Source organism: Hydrobacter penzbergensis (genome assembly GCF_900106985.1).
Taxonomy (GTDB): domain Bacteria; phylum Bacteroidota; class Bacteroidia; order Chitinophagales; family Chitinophagaceae; genus Sediminibacterium; species Sediminibacterium magnilacihabitans.
Map to the genome: position 1 here is coordinate 153450 of NZ_FNNO01000008.1, position 19227 is coordinate 172676.

Genomic DNA, 19227 nt, shown 5'->3' on the forward strand with positions numbered 1-19227 from the left:
ATAACAAATGGCTTGGCCTGCAATGCCTGAACAAGAACAAGCACGGCAAACAGCCGGAGCATTTGCCAGCAAAACTATTTGAAGAGCAATTTTAAAACGATAACAAATGTTTAGATTTTTTTGATACTTGCTTTTTTCAACCTGCTCAAATGAATCGGCGTAATGCCCAGGTAAGAGGCAATCATATGTTGTGGTACACGGTCATGTATGTTCGGAAAAACCTCGGCAATTAATCTGCCTAACTTATCGCCTTGTTTTAAATTTTTGTATCCCCATTCAATCGCTGCCCTGGGCATTACAACTGTTTCCGTTTCTTCTTCGGTTTGCAAGGTGTACAGTGAAGGTTGTTTTAACATGAAAGCAGAATAGTCGGCAATAAATTGATTCTCCAAAGCGAAATGCAAGGAATGTTCTGTACCATCTTTGTCTGTTACAATAACCCGAATGAGCCCTTTGTTGACAAAAAAAATTTCATTGGGAACAATGTTGGGCCGGCTCACTACTTCATAACGTTTAAATTTTTTTACAATACAACGACTCAGGAAATTTTCAAACTCCTTATCTGAAATTTCAATCATTTGTCTTATTGTTTGCCTGATTTGATCCATTGACATCTAAGAATTTTTTACTCGCGGGGTCAGTTGTACCGTTACTGCTAACGGAAGAGCATTTGTACTTTGGCAAGATTAGTGTTCAGTCTGCCGGAACGGCAAGTGAACACTAAATCCATATAAAGATAAATACAAAAGTTGATTAATGTGTGTGCCTGTTGAACTAATTCAATTTCAAAATCTTCCCATAGGCTATGGCTGCCTTATGAACCTGAACAGTCCAGTCTTCTGCTGCATCATCATCGGCGCCATCTGAAATATATTTGAGGCATAAGAACGGGATCTGCTCTTTCATAGCTATCATGGCTAATACATAGGCTTCCATATCTACCACGTTGTAAACTGTAGCGGAATGCCCCATTTCAAAATTATCACCCGTTCCGCAAATGCTTTCGGGCAAACCATCCATCGTTAAGCCATATTCGAGCAGGGGAGGCAAACCAGATAAAGGCGTTTCGTATTGTGCGTATCCCACGCCCCGCACATCCATATCTCTTTGTACAAATTTGGTACAACAAACAACCGATCCTTTCTGAAACACATTGCTTCCTGCCGATCCAAGATTAGCGATCAATGCGGGTCTTTTGTGTTGAATGGCTTTTGTTAATTCATAAGCCGCATTTACTTTTCCTATTCCGGTGATCAGTGTATGATATCCTTCAAAAACATCGGCAGCTTCCGATGCCAGTGCAAATGAGAACAGTACATTCTCCAGGGGAAATGAATGGTTTTTATTAATGTGTATCATCAGTTGTTGCTGATTTTTGAGACGCAAAGATGCTTTATTTTAAACTATGATAGCGATCGCCGGTAAGTACGGGATAGTTGTTTTTAATATTTGTGTAATTTCAGCAAAACCGCTGCCATATGAAAAAAATTACAGGTGTGCTGGGTATATTCATCATCTTACATGCCCAGGCTCAGCAACCTATCAATCCCCAATTATTAAACGGCTTATGGAAGGCCCGGTGGATCAGTTGTTCCGGAATAGCGCAAAGGGCCTATGGCGTATATCATTTCAGGAAAGTGCTGCATGTAGACAAAAAGCCGCAACAGTTCATCATACATGTTTCTGCAGATAACCGGTATCGCTTGTTTGTGAACGAAAAAATGGTGTCGGCCGGCCCGGCCAGATGTGACCTCAATCACTGGAATTTCGAAACGGTTGATATCGCCCCACAATTACACGAAGGCGATAATATCATTGCCGCACAGGTTTGGAATATGGCAGAATATGCGGCGGTTCCGCAGATGAGCAACCAGACAGGCTTTTTATTGCAGGGAGATGGTGATGCGGAACAGATACTCAACACGAATAATTCCTGGAAAGCCTGTAAAGACAGCGCTTACTCGCCATGCTCTTTGGAAAATGGTGCAAAGCTGCGTACTTATATGGTCATTGGTCCGGGTGATAAAGTAGATGCCAGCGCTTACCCCTGGGGATGGCAGACCCGGAACTTCGACGATAGTAAATGGCAGCAGGCTGTGGTTGTAACCGGAGCCCAGCCCGAAGGTTATGGTACGGATAATTTATGGACGCTCGCGCCGCGTTCCATTCCGCAGATGGAAGAATCGTTGCAACGCATCGTTAGTGTAAGGAGGAAATCGGGCATCGAGGATGCAGGTTTTATTGCGGGCAATCATCCGGTAACTATTCCGGCAAATGCCACTGTAAGTATTTTACTCGATCAAACATTTAATACGGTGGCTTATCCTGAATTGAATGTAAGCGGGGGGAAGGGGAGTGCGGTAAAACTTACATATGCAGAAGCATTGTTTGATACCAATCATATCAAGGGCAACCGGAACGAGATTGAAGGTAAAAACATAGCAGGCAACTATGATATTTTCTTGCCTGATGGTGGCCAAAACAGGCTTTTCAGGCCGCTGTGGTTCCGCACTTTCCGTTACCTGCAACTGGATATTACAACGGGCAATGAGCCGCTTACGATAGAAGACTTATATGGACAGTATACAGGCTATCCCTTTGTGCAGAAAGCATCATTCAGCAGTAACGACCCTTCTTTAAAAAATATTTGGGATGTGGGCTGGCGCACTGCAAGGCTCTGCGCCGGGGAAAATTATTTCGATTGTCCCTATTATGAGCAATTACAATATGCGGCGGATACCCGTATCCAATGCCTGATTTCTTTGTACATTACCGGAGACGACCGGCTGATGCGTAAAGCCATTATTGATTTTCACAACTCGCAGGTACCAGAGGGGTTAACGCAGAGCCGTTATCCGAGCAGTCGTTTCCAGATCATCCCCACTTTTTCTCTTTTCTGGATTAGCATGATCCATGATTACTGGATGCTGCGGCGCGATGATGCGTTTATTGAAGACAAGCTGCAGGCGGTACGTGCAGTGCTAGGGTGGTATGAAAAAAAGATAGATGCCGGCAAACAGATGCTAGGCCCTATGAAGTGGTGGAACTTTGTAGATTGGAACAACAGTTTCCCCGGTGGTGTTCCCGATGGGGCTACTGATGGCAACAGTTCCATCATTTCTTTACAGTATGCTTACACATTAAAACAGGCAGCCGGTTTGTTCAATTATTTTGGGAAGAAAGAAGAGGCGACGCATTATGAATCATTAGCATCGGCGCTCATAAAAAACACCTACCGTTATTGTTTTGATGCAACAAAAAATGCAATGGCCAATACGCCGCTCAAGAATACATTCAGCCAGCATGCCAGTATCATGGCTATCTTAACAGGCAGTATTCCGCAGCATGATATGCAAAAAGTGTTGCAAACCATTTTAACCGATAAGAGCCTCAGCCAGGCCACTTTTTATTACCGGTTCTATCTTACCCGCGCTATGAAAGCAGCAGGCATGTCCAACAGTTATTACAGCAATTTGAAACCCTGGCGCGATATGCTGGCGAATGGATTGACCACTTTTGCTGAAAACCCGGATCCCACGCGTTCCGATTGCCATGCGTGGAGCGCCAGTCCTGTGTATGATTTCCTGGCAACCATTTGTGGTATTGAACCTGCGGCACCGGGCTTCAAAAAAATAAATATCGCGCCGGCGCCAGGGGAACTGACTTCCATAAAAGGCACCATGCCGCATCCGGACGGCACCATTGCTGTTGACCTGCAACGAAAAGGTGCAAACGGAATTGAGGGCACAATAGTACTGCCCGCTAACACTTCCGGAACATTTAATTGGAACGGGAAAACGCTGGCGTTGAAACCGGGCGAGCAGCATGTGCAAATATTATAGAGCACATTATTAAAACAGGGCTCACGGCTTCTTTGATTTGCGTTGACGGGTTAACTTTAGGTGTGTAACAAAATCTATAGCTATGAAATGTATTTTGTTATTAACTATAGTCATATTGCTTTGGGCTTGTAATTCGTCCAACTCGAATACGCAATCATTGCAAAGGCAAATAGATAGCTTGCAAGCGCAAATCAATAAAACGTACAAACCGGGATTCGGAGAGTTTATGAGCGGCATCCAGGTGCATCACAACAAGCTTTGGTTTGCGGGAGTCAATCAGAACTGGAAGCTGGCCGATTTTGAAATCAATGAGATCAAAGAGAGCATGGACAATATAAAAATGTATTGTACAGACCGGCCGGAGACCAAGTTTATCGGAATGATCGATTCATCGCTTCAAAGTGTAAGCAATGCCATTCAACAAAAAAACAGTCTTCAATTTAAAAATAGCTTTCATATTCTTACAACAACTTGCAATACCTGTCACCAGGCAACAGGGCATGCATTTAATGTCATTACAATACCTTCTGCACCTCCATTCAGTAACCAGGATTTCAGCGCTAAGTAACCTATTTCTTTTTCTTAAGTAAAACCGTGGCACTTAATAATTCATTGGCTTTTTCGATCTTTTCTTTAAAAGACGAACTTTTAACCTGCCTCTTTGTAAACGAAGGCTCTTTTCCTTTCCCAGCAGGTGTATGTGTTTTAGCTGTAAGCATAGTCATATTTACTATTTTTTCTTGATTAAGAAAGCTAGAAATGTTTTGTCTTCTGCCGGATCGTAAGTGACCTCCAAACAGGGGCAATTTCCCCTTCATTGTTAAGATTTCACAAAAAAATACGGTTTAGCCTTTCCTGTTGACTTACACCTTAAAAAAAAATTCAAGAAAAAATAATGTGGATCGTAGGGTATGACCTTGATTCTCTCACCTCTGAAAGATAAAGGGAGTTTACAAACCTGTCCGGCCCATGAAAAAACAGACATTCCAGGCGTTACTTGACAAATACCTTGACGGGACTGCCACTGTCGCAGAGCGGAGACTGGTGGAAGCGTATTATGAAAAATTATCGGCCAGGCAAGGCGACTTGAGCAAAGCCGACCGCCGGCTGCTGGAAAAAGTGGGGCGTAATCTTAGTGAGCTGGTACAAAAGCCGTCCGGGAACAAGGCCAGGATCATTCCATTTTACAAACGCCGGGCAACTGCCGCGGCCGCAGCAATTTTGTTACTGATGGCCGCAACCACCTATTTCTTATGGAATGAAAAGCCGAAGCCGGTTAATACCATTGCCAAAATCAGTGATATCCAGGCGCCGGTGACCAACCGTGCTATGATCACGCTCGGTAATGGCAGAACAGTTTACCTTGACAGTGCAGCCAATGGCAGTCTTGCCACAGAAGGAAATGTGCAGTTAATCAAATTAGCGGATGGCAAGATCGCTTATTCAGGCAGTTCAGACAAGGTTACTTATCATACCATTACCAATCCCAAAGGAAGCAAGGTAATCGATCTTGCTTTATCTGACGGCAGCCATGTGTGGCTCAATGCCGAAAGCTCCCTTACTTTTCCTATTGTATTTAATCAGCATTCAAGAGAGTTGACTGCAACCGGTGAAATGTATTTTGAAGTAGAAAAAGCAAAAACATGGCCGTTTGTCGTTACACATGGAGATACAAAAGTTACTGTGCTGGGAACCCATTTCAATGTCAATGCTTATGATGATGAGCAGGATATCAGGGTAACATTGTTAGAAGGGGCCGTTAAAATAAGTAATAAAACCGGCAGCGGGTTGCTGAAACCCGGAGAGCAGGCGAGGGTATCTAAAAACATCCATATAACAAAAGAAGTGGATCTCGATGCTGTGATGGCCTGGAAGAATGGAAGGTTCAATTTTGACAATGCCAGCCTGTCTACCGTATTGCGGCAATTGGCGAGATGGTACGACCTGGAGGTTGTTTATGAGGGCGCTATTCCCGAAAGAGAATTTGGAGGTCAGATGCAGAGAGACCTTTCGTTGTCTCAGATATTGGAAATTCTTCAAAAAATGGATGTAAAGTTCAGGGTAGAAGGAAAAAAACTTTTAGTAACAGCTGCTCAGTAACCTGGCAAAATGAGCGCTGGTATTTAAGTATAAAAAACAGCCAGGAGCATTTGCGCTGCTCCTGGCCTGTTTGGATAAGTTGAAAATAAAACCTGTAGGAATTATTCATTTCAAAACCCGCCTGTTGCCAGGCAGGCCCAAACACTGCAAGTTATGAAATTATTGACTTGGGAACCCTGCTTTCTACCACCTCCCGGTAATAGAAAAGGAAGATCCGGATCCAGAAAGAAAGCAGTATCCCGACAAATGGTGAAAGCTATGCGGCTTACATTTATTTTACTCACTGCTGCCATTCTCCATGTACATGCAAAAAGCACTGCACAAAAAGTAACTGTTAAGGGAAAGGATGTGCCGCTCCAGAAAATTTTTTCTGCAATTGAAAAACAGACGGAGTATATTTTCTTCTTCGATGCAGCCTCCATCAGGAATGCAAAGCACGTAACCTTACACGTTAAGGACCTGCCCGTAAATGAGGTGCTGGACATGTGCCTGAAAGACCAGCCCGTTGGTTATTCCATCATGAATAAAACGATCGTGATCAGCCGGAAAAACCAGGCTTCTCATTCCCTGGCGCCCCTGAACGAGCCAACTGTTATCGATCCGCCTGGTATTGATATCGAGGGCATTGTCCTTGCGCAGGAGGGGCAGGCGCTTGCAGGAGCCTCGGTTTTTGTTAAATCAACCAGCAAAGGAGTGGTTACGGATGCCAATGGCCGTTTCAAGCTTACAGGTATTGATGCGAATGCCACACTTGTTATCTCTTTTACCGGCTATCTGTCAGAAGAATACCATCTCGCTAACAAACCCGCATTGAGCCGGTCTGTCATTGTTATCCGTTTACAATTGAGTACGAATAAATTGAATGACGTAATTGTGCTGGGTTATAACGATAAGAAAAGGAGTGAATTGACCAGCTCGGTACAGGTCATTGATGCTAAAAAGCTGAACGATGTTACTTCAAACGACGTTGGAGCCATGCTCCAGGGCAAGGTGGCTGGTTTGCAGGTGATCAACAGTTCAGGTGTTCCGGGATCGGCAGCTGAGATCCGGTTACGCGGTATTTCATCTGTAAACGCTGCACAAACTCCTTTGTTTGTGGTGGATGGCATTATCGGCGGGAATTACGATCCGAATGATGTGGAAAATATTACCGTATTGAAAGACGCAGGAGCTACCGCTATGTACGGTTCGCAGGCAAATGGCGGTGTGATCATCATCACTACAAAAAAAGCGCGGTCAGGAGAACCGCATTATGAAGCCAGGATCACTACGGGATTTCGTACACCCGATTTTGGTAAAATGAAAATGATGAATGGAAGCCAGCTCTATCGTTATCAAAAAGAATTGTACCGCGATTATATTCCTACCGATACAGGTAATTCATATAAAATTGACCTGTTGAAATTTTACAGCGAAAGGCCCCGGTCGCTGGAAAGCAGCAATGCAGATTGGCTTACCACCATTTTTAAACCGGCCATCATACAAAACTACCATGTTTCTGTAGCTGCAAAATCTGAAAAGATCGATTATTATTTCGGCGCTACTTATTACAATGAGGACGGTACTTTCATGAATACCAACTTCAAACGACTGAACCTGCGGGGCAACACCAATTACCGGTTCAATAAAAAAATAAACATCACCAATAATATCAACCTGAGCGCCTTTACAGGTAAGAGCTATGATTACAGTGATATTTATTATGCGTACCTGAATCTTCCCTGGGATAATCCGTACGATAGCGCCGGCCATGTGTTGTATGTGGATGGTAATGCTTCCTTTAAATGGTGGAGCAGAGACAAGGTAAACCCCATTCATACCATTAAAAACTCAAACCATGTTTATAAAGGGTTCGATGCCAACTATGATGTAGTGCTGAATATAGGAATTACCAAATGGCTGAATTTCAGCAGCAGTAATCGTCTTGCGGCAGGCTACAACAAGGGAAGTAATTATTATTCACCTGATGTGGCGGGTTCTTATCATGGTACCGGTTACCTTGATGAGAACAATGTTTTGAATTATGGTATTGTTTCCAATAACTTCTTCAAGTTTAATTTCAACCATAATAACCACAATATCAGCGGCCTGGTGGGCGCTGCTTTTGAAAAAAGCAGAACAGAATCACAAGGAGGCACAGGCAGGGGATTGCCGCCAGGTTTGAGTGTGCTGAATGCTGTGTCGAACAATATAAGGGTTACAGGTTTTAACAGTGAAACGGCGATTCAGTCATTGTTGTCACAAGTCAATTATGGGTATGCAAACAGGTATTTCCTGACCGCTTCTTATAGGGTTGACGGGTCATCTAATTTTCCGAAATCCAACCGGTATGCTTCTTTTCCTTCTGTTTCCGGTGCATGGATGATCAGCAATGAATCGTTTTTCAGGAGCAAGATCATCAGCGATCTTAAACTGCGCGCCAGTTATGGAATAACCGGTACACAGGATATAGGCGCCTCGCGCTATCTTGGGTTGTATTCCCTCTCAAGCCAGTACAATTCACAAACCGCCGCCACACCTTTACAATTGCCCAGTCCGAACCTGACATGGGAAAGCAAGTATCAGTTTAACGGAGGAGTAGACATAACACTCTTTAAAAGGGTAGGAATTACGGTGGATGTTTACCGTAACATCACCAAAAACTTATTATTACAGGTGTCTCAACCTCTTTCCATTGGATTTGAACAACGTTGGGAAAATGCAGGCGAGATTGAAAATAAAGGAATCGAACTGAGCCTGAATACGGTTAATATCCGGCATCGCTACTTTGAATGGTCAACCGATTTCAACATTAATTTCAACAGCAATAAAATACAAGGGCTGAAAAATCCCATTATCCGAACAGGTCCATGGGCCATATCACAGGTATATCGCAATGGAGGAAACCTGTATGAATTTTACATGCCTAAATGGGCGGGAGTAGACAGCCAGACAGGACAGCCGCAATGGGAAAAACAAACCAAGGACGCACAGGGAAATGTAACCAAAACGGAAATGACTTCAGACTATGCGCAGGCTTCTTTCCAGGAAGTGGGTTCCGCTTTGCCGAATTTCCAGGGAGGCATTACCAACCAGCTGCGGTATAAAAACTTTTCACTGAGCGTAAACGCTTATTTTTTGTCGGGCAATAAGGTGTTCAGCAATAACCTTCGTTTTGTGATGAATGATGGAAGTGAGCCTTATCTCAACCAGATCGTGTTGCCCAAAGACTATAGTATATGGGCCAGGCCCGGAGATATGGCTACCAATCCCAGTCCGCAGAACTCGGCCAACTCAACACAAACATCAAGCAGGTATTTGAAGGATGGAAGTTTTCTCTCTATACGGAATGTTACGCTCAGTTATGCTTTACCCGGGAAATGGATCCAGCAATTGAGACTGAAAGGGGCTACCGTTGCTGTAAGTGCAGACAATGTGTACACGTTTACCAGATTTTTAGGGCAGGATCCTCAAACGACCATCACACCGGGAACTTATATCATGCCGGGAGTATCTGATTTCAAGTATCCTAACAATCGGCAGTTTTTATTCAATATTAACCTTAGTTTTTAAACCATATGACCATGAAAAAAATATTCAGCCTGCTTACGCTTACCAGCATGCTTGTTTCGGGTTGTATTAAAGAAATTACGCCAAGCGATACGATTACAACCAGTTCACTGGTGCAGACAAAAGAAGGTCTTACCAGCGCGGTGAACGGCGCCTATTCTTTATTCAAGGACCATGTGCCTTTCAATGGTACAAAAGATATGACCAATATGTACCTGCGGCAATATTTCCAGATGGCCGACTTTGCCAGCGACGATATTGCATGCGGACAGGTAACTACCGATCCGTTTATGAGCAGCTTCACTTTGAACCATTCACCTGCGCAGACAAATACCAGGTACTTCTGGTACATTTCGTATAAGATCATCAACGATGCGAATACGGTAATTGAAGCCGCCTCAAAAATTTCCAATCCGGACCAGGCAACGCAACAATTGATCGGGGAATGTTATTTCTTACGGGCTTTTGCGCATTTTAACCTGGTGAGGCTTTTTGCCAAACCCTATACCGTTGACCCGCAGTCGCCGGGAGTGATCATCAGAACTTCTACCAGTGATGCTTCCCAGAAAGCCCGGGCAACAGTAAAAGAAGTTTACGACGCAGTAATTGCTGATGCGGAAAAATCTGCCTCCCTGATGAATGTGCCGAGAGGCATTCAGTTCGCTTCTAAAGAAGCTGCGTGGGCCTTATTGTCGAGGGTGAACCTTTATAAAGAAGATAACGCAAAAGCCATTGATTATGCCAATAAAGTGATTGGTTCCGGAAGGTTCAGTCTTGAAACTGCGGCAAGTTTTCCTTCTTTGTTTGCCAATGCACTCGCGGGCAGGGAGACCATATTTTGTATCGCATTCAACAGTATAGATGATTATGGAAAATTCGGCTCTATTGCTTCCATGTTGTATTCGGATGGCAATTCAGGCTGGGGCGAAGAGTTTGCATCAAAATCATTAAGAGACACGATGAGCGACCAGCCTAATGACGTTCGCTTAAAATACATCGTTCCCTTAAAAAATAGTTCCGGAGCAGTACAAAAGAAAAATGGAATTGAAATATACTATGTCTCTAAATTTTCTTTCCAGAACAATAGCCCAACATTGAGTTCTCCTATCATGTTCCGTTTGGCCGAAATGTATTTAAACCGGGCGGAAGCTAAAACCAAATTGGGAAATGTTGCAGGCGCCCTGAGCGACCTGGACACCATCCGCAATAACAGGGGCTTGTCTGCATCCCTGTACAATGGTACAGTTCCTGCAGGCAAGACCGCGCTGGATATTGTATTGAAAGAAAGAAGACTGGAACTGTCATTTGAAGGACATCGTGTGTTTGATGTGTACCGGAATAAGCAAACGCTGAACCGTACCTACTGGGGCTATCACCTGCCTGGTTTGAAAGAATCGGATATTAATTTATCGCAGCAGCCGAGCGGCTATGCCAATATGCTGATCCCATATACCAATAACCGCATCATTTATTATTTGCCGGTCGACGAGATACAGGTGAACGCTTTATGCCGTCAGAATCAATAACCATAAATGAATTTTATGAAACACTCAAAATATTTACTTTATATAGTACTGCCCTTATACCTTATGATGGTACTTCCATCTTGCAAGAAGGATGCCGTTGATCCGGGACCTGATGTTTTATTTTCCTATTCTGTAAATGCCTACACGGTAAAGTTCACGAACAAGACGAATGGCGCCGTTTCGTATAAATGGGACTTTGGCGATGGTGTTACTTCAACAGATGCCAATCCCACCCATGCTTATGCAGGAAAGGGGAAATATGTTCCCACGCTTTATGCCACTTCCGGAAATGGCAAAACAAATGATGCTTCTACCGTGCTGCGGATATCAAAGAGCTCATCGATCAACCTGCACGACAACAGTTTTTCTGATTGGGATACCGTAACACATAATATAAGGATATCGGCGCCTGGCGCGGGTGGCGGCATATTTCGCAAGGTGAAAATGGATTATGACGCGGAGAACATTTATTTCTACATTGAAATGGCATCCTCAAAAGCAAATAATGACATTCTTGACGTTTACATAGATGCCGATAACAACCCAGCTACCGGATTAACCACATGGGTTGCCAAAGGAGCTGGCATTGATGTGTTGTTGGAAGGCCAGCCGCTGAACAACTGGTTCGATATGTTTTATCATACCGGTCCTCAAAACAGCTTCACTTTCGATTACCAGACTATTACAGATTTTTATGAAATAGGTACGGTCCAGGACAGTGGCGGTATCCTGAAATTTGAAGGCAGATTGATACGGTCCAAGATTAAAAACCTGACCGGTAAAGGACTGAAACTTGCCATGACTGCCACCAAATACGACTGGAGTGCAACCCTGGGAATATTCCCCGATCCCGGAACACCCGCCTTTTTCCTCAATATGGAGGATTAAAACAATGATCTCCACTAAAACCTAATAACATGAAACTGAAATTTTACCATATTATTTATTTCTTTTTTTTCTCCATCACCGCAAACAGCCAGACCAGAGATTCTATTTATGTAGATGCAGCGTACACCGGCGCCATTGAAACCGGTTCCAGCACCCAGCCGTTTAAGACCATACGAAAGGCGCTGGACAAAAGACAGGCCAACGGTTTGGCCGGTATGGTAACAGATGAAGTGATTATTGTAAGAGCGGGTACCTATTACCCCGGGCCTAATGATATGGTTATTGTTAACCGGTACAATTGCGGCAGGAATGGAAAATGGCTTACCATCAAATCGGATGTGCCGTTTGCCGCTACCATAAGAGGCGACAGCCTGTATAAAAAAACCTTTGCGGCTATTGTAACTTTTACCGACAGCGCTCAATATGTAAAACTGCAGAGCTTTACCATTGCCGGTTTGCGCAACAATCCTGACTCTACAAAATGGAAAAATACCGATGGAACATACACTGCCACGAGGCCCACTGTAATATCTATGTACAATGGTCAGCCGGTAAGAACGCCTTATGGCGATACTATATATGAATGCAAGAAGGATGTAAAATTTGGTATCCAGGTAGCAAGTAATTGCCGCTATGTTAGTGTATTAAACAGTGATATCAGCGATATTTCATGGACTTCAAATGTAGATCCCTTTAAAGCCGACAGTTTGCTCACAGAAGCTGAAAAGAAAATACTGCGGAATGCATGGCCGAATGACAATGCGGGGCCTGTGAACGTACTGGGTTCAGCGGCTACCGTAATGACAAATATTACCATCGATGGCAGCGAAGTGCATCATTGTATACCGGGATGGACAGAAGCCATTACCATGAACGGTTACCTGGACACTTTTAAGATTACCAATAACCTGGTGTACGATATAAAAAATATCGGTATTGTGGCTGCCGGAAACTATAGGTGGGTGCTCGACCCGGCCAACGGATTCAGCACACCAGCCTCACAAAATTATGCCCGTAATGGTACCATTACAGACAATACAGTGTACAACTGCCTTTCTCCTATTGCAGCTTCTGCGGGTATTTATCTCGACGGGGCCAGAACAGTGCTGGTGGAAAGGAATAGGCTATACGACAATCATGTGGGTGTTTCGGTAGGTAACGAAACCAGCAACAGCCATTCCGGCGGACATACTATCCGGAACAATATCATCTATGACAATGTATGGACAGGGATGATATTGGGAAGTAACGCCGACAGCGCCTGGGTTGAAAATACCAAAGTGCTCAACAATACATTGTTCAGAAATAATACTTCCGTAAAAACACTGATCCCTAAAAAGGACGCCAACGGGTTTGTTATCATTCAGGGTGGCGTGGCCGTTATCGACACTTTTCCCAATGCTTCTGAAATCACCACGCAAAGACTGAGTAATAGTAATGATTTACCGGGAGCCAAGATAGTGGTGCAGAATAATATTTTCAGGTCGAGGAAAGGGAAACCTATTATTGCGTTGCAGCCTTTTAAAACAAATCAATATACAGGTGCGGCCCTGATCAATACCAACATTAATACCTTGCTTGACTGGAATTATAATTTATACTATATAGAACCGGGGTATAATAATGCCATTAACTATGATTTCGCTGCTGCCGGCTTTACAGGGAATACGTATAACACTGTCAATTATAAAGCTACGGTGGGTCTTGACTCAAATTCAATCGGGATAGAACTGGCTACCGCTCCTTCGCCAGACCCGGTATTTGTGGGAGGTACTGTTTTCCCCGACAGGTTCAAACTGGTTTCAGGCTCCACAGCTTATAATATAGGTAACCCTGCCGCATCCTATTCAGTGTCGGGCCTTGTAGATTATATTTTTAATGACAGGATCATGGGTTGCCGCATTGATGCAGGAGCGCTGGAATTTGTAACTACTTGCACTGCCGGCCCTGTGGTAACTGCCCTCAATGCCCTTCGTATAACAACAGTCTTGGGGAAAGATACTTATTCCCTGTACCCGAATCCTACAACCGGAGATGTTTCGATCAGGGCAGTACGAAGTACCGGAGGGATGGTTTTGATCAGGGTGCGGGATATGTTAGGTCGGCTGGTTATGGAAAAGCGGAGCCCGCTTGCAGAGGGGATCAATACTATCCGGATCGATAATTTAAAACAGGCTGGGTTGCGAAAGGGAATATACCTCGTTGATATTTCAGATAAAACCGGCAGGGCAGGAATATATAAACTAGTGGTGCAATGACCATATCAAAGGGGGAATAGATGAGATAAAACACGAGTGGGGGAGGGAATACCTTTATATAAAAAGCCAAGCAATTTGAAGCAGTTCGTAAGACAATGTTTTACGGACTGTTTTTTTCATAAATCTACATCCCGCAGCCTAAAACGGTCGTTATTTGTCATATTTTTAAGTAGGCGACTAAGCTTGTTTTTATGCGAAATTCCGACTATATATCTTTTAGTGATCATGAGCTTCTTAACAGGATGCGGTTGGATGACAGCCAGGCATTCACGGAGATTTACGCACGGTATTCGGAATCTCTTTTCGTACGGGCCAAAACCATTCTCCAGCGTTCAGGAAATACAGCAGATATCGTTCAGGAGGCATTCTTATCGCTATGGCAGCGACGAAAAGTTGCACAAATAGAACACCTGGGTAACTACCTTCATCAATCGGTACGTTTCCTGGTTTTTCAGGCGATCAAAGATGGAAAAGCACAACAGAAATTTTTCGATAGGGTTTCACAAGCCTCTCATGAATTATTATTCACAGATCCTTTGCTTTTTAAAGAATTGCAATCCCTTATTCCGGAAATCATGCATGGTCTCCCTGCGGATCAACAACGTATTTTCAGGATGCATCGTGAACAGCAGATGACCTACCAGCAAATTGCGGAAGAATTGAATATCTCGATAAAAACGGTTGAAAAGAAAATGAGCCTGGCGCTCAAAAGCTTTCGCATAAAGACAAACGACCTTATGTTTGCCATGGTACTCCTCTATATGGTTTCAGAACCTTAAAGTCAATGCTTTAACTGCCAAGATTAAAGTGTTTTTGTTAAAAAAGTCATTATAGTGACCATATTTGCGTCACTCTAATGACTTAATTTACGTAAATTATGAATATTCCCCGCCTCCTGGAAACGAAGATTGAACACCAACTTGGAAGGCAAAAGGTCATTAGGCTATATGGTACCCGGCGCACTGGCAAAACAACCATTATAGAAAACATTGCCGCCAGGCATGGAGATGATGTGCTGATGTTACAAGGAGAGGACATGCAGGTAGCCAATCTACTGCAACAGCGAACGGTGGCAAATTACAGCCAGCTAACCAAGGGTAAAAAAATCATCATTATAGATGAAGCCCAGGCAGTACCTGAAATTGGAAAAGTGCTAAAATTGATGATCGGCAACATTAAAGGGATTACCATTATTGCAACTGGCAGCAGCAGCTTTGACCTGGTATATAATACCGGGGAACCCCTGGTAGGCCGGAATATTGTTTATCATTTATATCCCATTGCCCAGGGCGAACTATCTGCTATTGAAGATAAACTTAGTACAGTTCGCCATCTCGAACAAAGATTGATCTATGGTGGGTATCCCGAATTGTGGCATTTGGAGAACCAACAGGAACAGGAAAATTATTTAAAGCAACTGGTTAACAGTTATTTGCTCAAAGACCTGCTCATCCTGGAGAATATTAAAAGGGCTGATATACTATTTAAATTACTGCAATTACTTGCATGGCAGATAGGCAGTCAGGTAAGTACCATGGAACTTGGAAATAGCCTTCAACTGAACAAACTTACTGTTGAACGGTACCTGGATCTGCTTGCCAAAGTGTTCATCATTTTCCCGTTAACAGGGTACAGCGGCAACTTGCGCAAAGAAGTAACCAAAAGCAAGAAATGGTACTTTTGGGATAATGGCATTCGAAATGCGCTGATTAATAACTTTAGCCCTTTACAAAGCCGTAATGGTACTGGTCAGTTATGGGAACAATATGTACTAAGCGAAAGAATGAAGCATAATGGCTACCAGGACTATCAACCTCAATATTTTTTTTGGCGCACCTACGACGGCCAGGAAATTGATTTGTTGGAGTTAGACAACAAACAACATTTACAGGCATTGGAATGCAAATGGCAAGCGCAGAAGAATAAAATCCCTGCGGCTTTTTCCAAAGCATATCCGGAGGCTGATTTTGTTACATTCCATAAAGAAAACTACCTCGAGTGGATAGCGTAGCCCGCGAAGTAGCTCTATCTAATTTTACAAAATTTAATTGTATGAAACTAAGACTTCAAGAGATCGAGCTTAATAGCATTGATCCTGAAAAAAGCAGGCGCTTCTATGAATCTGCGCTTGGCCTTGAAAACGCGATCGATCAAGGGCAATTGCAGGTTTTCCAAACGGGTTTCCCCGGGCTTGACTTCAACATCTCTTCTCATTATCCTAATGAAAAGGTAGTTATTAGTTTTATAACGGACGATCTGTATCAGGTCATTGAACGGCTAAACGCATTATCCGTTACCTTCGAAGGCCCTAAAGATTCTCATTTAGGTATGATGACCATTGTTTTCAGAGATTCTGACGGGCGGCAAATCAAGGTCAATCAGCCAACTGAAAAATCACCAACTTGGCTCCAGGTATGACCCAGACGCAGTTTAGTTTGTATTCCCTGTATTAGCCATTACAAATAAGTTGCTTTTTTATTTCATAATAATCATTCCAAGTGCCTTTGAAAAAAACGAACAATATCTGGGTATTAGCACCGGTTTTAGGAACCATAATTTTTGTTATGGTTTACATTATTGCGACATTTTTTTATCCAGGTGGTTCACAAGTGGATAAAAATTCAATCGGATTTAGCTGGATAAATAATTATTGGTGCAACCTACTAAACGAAAATGCTATTAACGGACAACATAATCCTGCAAAACCAATCGCTATGGCAGGAATGCTTGTACTTTGTTTGACACTTACATTCTTTTGGTTTCTGTTTCCAAGATATATCAATATTGGAAAGTTTGCCAAACGTACAATCCAAATTTCGGGGACACTTTCGCTTTTCGCAACTCTTTAAAATTGATTCACTGGTCAATCACGGGTAAAGGCAGTTACGAAGTGCATCTCTCGCTGGACCAGCAATTGATTCTTTGGTTGACATCACCGACCGTTTGGTGGAAACCACCTTTGCGTTAGAGGGGGCTTTGGAAATTGTCATTCCTGAAACGACACGTCCCAAAGACTACATTTTGATTTGTCTGGCGTAGGATTTCATGCATCCCTCAGGGTGAGGGTTCGGCTGAACTGAAAAACCTGGAATCCGCTTTCAAAAAACCAGGACCTGTCACAACATTTCGCGGTCGCCATCAGGATGGGCTGGTCGGATTACTCGTGTAACCGGTAATTTTCCGGATCACCTGGTCGAGCTGGGTAACACTCTTGATCATTAGCTTCAGGAGCTCCCTGTTGGCAGGATTACCGCAGTTTTCCTGGTCCACTAATTCAGACAGCCCCAGGATATTGGCAACAGGAAGCCGGAGTTCATGGGATTGCGTCCATGCGATTTTCCGCAATTGCTCGTTCTGTGTTTCGATCTGTTGGATATGGAGGTAAGCAGCTGTAATATCCCTGGCAAAGCAACTGACCCCAATGACCTCTTGGTTTTTATTGCGTATGGGATTAAAACTTACTTCTTCATAAACCTTTCCTTCCGGCGTTTCTGTGCTGCGCACTATTTTGAAAGTCTCACCTGCAAAGGCTCTCTGGTAATAGACTGCCCACTCCTGGAACCTGTCTTTGTCAAAATCACCCCTGGTAAGTGCGCCTTCCTGCGTACCAAATTTGGCGCGTAACCTTTCCCAGAAAGCTGTATTGGCGGAAATATAGCGGAAATCACGGTCGATAGACCAGATGGCATCATTTGTATTGTTGATAATGGCGCTTAAGTTCTGCTCGTTGTTGTATATTTTTTCCTGTACTTTTTTTTGTTCAGTAATGTCGACGAAATAAACGGAGATTCCATCGGCAGAAGGGTACACCCGGATAGATCCCCATACCTCCAATGGCCAGTAGCACTCCTCGAACTGTACGACCACTTTTTCGCGCATTGCACGGTGGTATTCTTCGTAAAACTTTCCCTCCCTTGAACGCGGAAAATAATCCCAGATATTTTTACCGATCACATCCTCTCTTTTACAACACAGCACCTGCTCCGCCGTTTTGTTGAAATAAGTAATTTCCCATTTATGGTTAAGGGCATAAAAACCATCGGCGATACTATCCAGCATGCCCGCTATCTCCGCATTTTTTTCGGCAAGTTTTTTTTCAGTCGCTACTTTTTGATCGATATCAACGGCCATTACAACGGTCGCTCTCCGGCCTTCCAGGTCTGTGCTGTAGCCATAGATCTGTACGTAAAAAATGTCAAGATTTTTTCTTCTGTGCTGCCAGCGCCCGAAATCTTAGTAGCTGTCCGGCACACCGATATTGGCGGCTTTGAAGGGCGTTACCTCATCCGGCGGCCGGATGTCCAAAGCGCTCAGGGATAGGAACTCCTCCCGGGTGTAACCGTATTGTTCCAGCGCAGCATGGTTCACTTCAATGAATTGGAAAGTTTCATTGTCGTAAATATACATCGGAGCAGGACTGTTTTCAAACAACTGCTTATAGCTTTCACCGGCACTGATCATCACTAGGAATATTGGCTGGAACTTAAAGTTACTGATACTTTCCAAAATCAGCATCTATTGGTTTTCCGCGCGGCTGGCGACCTGTTTTTTTAATCCGTAAGCCACTGTAAACCAACTTGGTACCACTTGTCGATAATTCGCTTTGCTATTGCACATGCGGAAAAGCTTATAAAATCTATTCAAGGAGCGTGAATTGGACAGAGATTCAGTTGTTGCAAAAAATGCAATAACTGGTAAAACCTGCCAGGTTGAATAGAACAGCAAACCTGCATTCTATTTTTTCCATAACAACCAACCCTCTTGGGAACTCTTTTGGTAACATCCGCCATTGACAACCCGTTTTCAGTAAATACATCAGTCCATCCCATATTGATCGAAGACTGTATTTCCTTTTCCTGCCTGATCTGCCCAAATAGTCCTTAATATTGCCCCACTGGGCATCAGTTAAATTCGTCGAATACATCGCTTTTTGAGTTTGGTCACTTATAAAACGACTTTTCGACCTTTAACTTTTGCCCTTTAATTCTTTTATTTTCCCATTTTTAAACAGGCTCTAAGTTTATAAGAGTTTAGTACCGATAATCTCTCAAATCTAAAGGAGGG

General features: G+C 43.4%; 17 protein-coding genes. 11 read left to right on the plus strand and 6 right to left on the minus strand.

The window, feature by feature from the left end:
• Nucleotides 1-110 precede the first annotated feature (110 nt).
• A complete protein-coding gene (locus BLU98_RS10395; protein ID WP_257574889.1) occupies nucleotides 111-578 on the minus strand; it encodes a Crp/Fnr family transcriptional regulator in 468 nt (155 codons plus the stop codon).
• Nucleotides 579-774: 196 nt separating this feature from the next.
• The gene (locus tag BLU98_RS10400; protein WP_257574890.1) at nucleotides 775-1386 is read right to left on the minus strand and encodes a 5'-methylthioadenosine/S-adenosylhomocysteine nucleosidase family protein; all 612 of its coding nucleotides are present in this window, start codon (nucleotides 1384-1386) and stop codon (nucleotides 775-777) included.
• A 92-nt stretch (nucleotides 1387-1478) separates the two neighbouring features.
• Between BLU98_RS10400 and BLU98_RS10405 the strand changes: the two genes are divergently transcribed.
• Both BLU98_RS10405 and BLU98_RS10410 read left to right on the plus strand, forming a co-directional pair.
• Nucleotides 1479-3842: an alpha-L-rhamnosidase-related protein gene (locus BLU98_RS10405; protein WP_092723966.1), complete on the plus strand. Its 2364-nt coding sequence runs from the start codon at nucleotides 1479-1481 to the stop codon at nucleotides 3840-3842.
• 178 nt (nucleotides 3843-4020) lie between these two features.
• On the plus strand, nucleotides 4021-4410 hold the full coding sequence (locus BLU98_RS10410; RefSeq protein WP_092723967.1) for a hypothetical protein: 390 nt from the start codon (nucleotides 4021-4023) through the stop codon (nucleotides 4408-4410).
• A gap of 1 nt (nucleotide 4411) precedes the next feature.
• Here the strand turns inward: BLU98_RS10410 and BLU98_RS10415 are convergent, their stop codons facing one another.
• Nucleotides 4412-4660, minus strand: a complete 249-nt coding sequence (locus BLU98_RS10415) for a hypothetical protein (protein WP_092723968.1) — start codon at nucleotides 4658-4660, stop codon at nucleotides 4412-4414.
• A gap of 151 nt (nucleotides 4661-4811) precedes the next feature.
• On the opposite strand from BLU98_RS10415, the gene BLU98_RS10420 reads away from it, so the two are divergent.
• From BLU98_RS10420 to BLU98_RS10460, 9 genes are all read left to right on the plus strand, one after another.
• On the plus strand, nucleotides 4812-5942 hold the full coding sequence (locus BLU98_RS10420) for a FecR family protein (RefSeq protein WP_092723969.1): 1131 nt from the start codon (nucleotides 4812-4814) through the stop codon (nucleotides 5940-5942).
• Between the two features lie 153 nt (nucleotides 5943-6095).
• The gene (locus tag BLU98_RS10425) at nucleotides 6096-9494 is read left to right on the plus strand and encodes a SusC/RagA family TonB-linked outer membrane protein (RefSeq protein WP_257574891.1); all 3399 of its coding nucleotides are present in this window, start codon (nucleotides 6096-6098) and stop codon (nucleotides 9492-9494) included.
• Between the two features lie 11 nt (nucleotides 9495-9505).
• Nucleotides 9506-11017: a RagB/SusD family nutrient uptake outer membrane protein gene (locus tag BLU98_RS10430; protein WP_257574892.1), complete on the plus strand. Its 1512-nt coding sequence runs from the start codon at nucleotides 9506-9508 to the stop codon at nucleotides 11015-11017.
• A gap of 15 nt (nucleotides 11018-11032) precedes the next feature.
• Nucleotides 11033-11905: a PKD domain-containing protein gene (locus BLU98_RS10435; protein WP_307777215.1), complete on the plus strand. Its 873-nt coding sequence runs from the start codon at nucleotides 11033-11035 to the stop codon at nucleotides 11903-11905.
• A gap of 29 nt (nucleotides 11906-11934) precedes the next feature.
• Nucleotides 11935-14163: a right-handed parallel beta-helix repeat-containing protein gene (locus BLU98_RS10440; protein ID WP_092723972.1), complete on the plus strand. Its 2229-nt coding sequence runs from the start codon at nucleotides 11935-11937 to the stop codon at nucleotides 14161-14163.
• A gap of 248 nt (nucleotides 14164-14411) precedes the next feature.
• Nucleotides 14412-14942: a sigma-70 family RNA polymerase sigma factor gene (locus BLU98_RS10445; RefSeq protein WP_257574893.1), complete on the plus strand. Its 531-nt coding sequence runs from the start codon at nucleotides 14412-14414 to the stop codon at nucleotides 14940-14942.
• Between the two features lie 98 nt (nucleotides 14943-15040).
• Nucleotides 15041-16174 (plus strand): ATP-binding protein, encoded by a 1134-nt coding sequence (locus tag BLU98_RS10450; RefSeq protein WP_092723974.1) that lies wholly within the window; start codon nucleotides 15041-15043, stop codon nucleotides 16172-16174.
• Between the two features lie 41 nt (nucleotides 16175-16215).
• On the plus strand, nucleotides 16216-16581 hold the full coding sequence (locus tag BLU98_RS10455; protein ID WP_092723975.1) for a VOC family protein: 366 nt from the start codon (nucleotides 16216-16218) through the stop codon (nucleotides 16579-16581).
• Between the two features lie 86 nt (nucleotides 16582-16667).
• Nucleotides 16668-17012, plus strand: coding sequence for a hypothetical protein (locus BLU98_RS10460; protein ID WP_105471373.1), 345 nt, complete (start codon nucleotides 16668-16670; stop codon nucleotides 17010-17012).
• A 289-nt stretch (nucleotides 17013-17301) separates the two neighbouring features.
• On the opposite strand, the gene BLU98_RS10465 is transcribed toward BLU98_RS10460, so the two are convergent.
• The 3 genes from BLU98_RS10465 to BLU98_RS18085 form a co-directional block, all read right to left on the minus strand.
• Nucleotides 17302-18294 (minus strand): PAS domain-containing protein, encoded by a 993-nt coding sequence (locus BLU98_RS10465; protein WP_092723977.1) that lies wholly within the window; start codon nucleotides 18292-18294, stop codon nucleotides 17302-17304.
• A gap of 102 nt (nucleotides 18295-18396) precedes the next feature.
• Nucleotides 18397-18624 (minus strand): PAS domain S-box protein, encoded by a 228-nt coding sequence (locus BLU98_RS10470; protein WP_257574894.1) that lies wholly within the window; start codon nucleotides 18622-18624, stop codon nucleotides 18397-18399.
• 205 nt (nucleotides 18625-18829) lie between these two features.
• Nucleotides 18830-19087 (minus strand): transposase, encoded by a 258-nt coding sequence (locus BLU98_RS18085; RefSeq protein WP_092723979.1) that lies wholly within the window; start codon nucleotides 19085-19087, stop codon nucleotides 18830-18832.
• Between the last annotated feature and the right edge of the window lie 140 nt (nucleotides 19088-19227).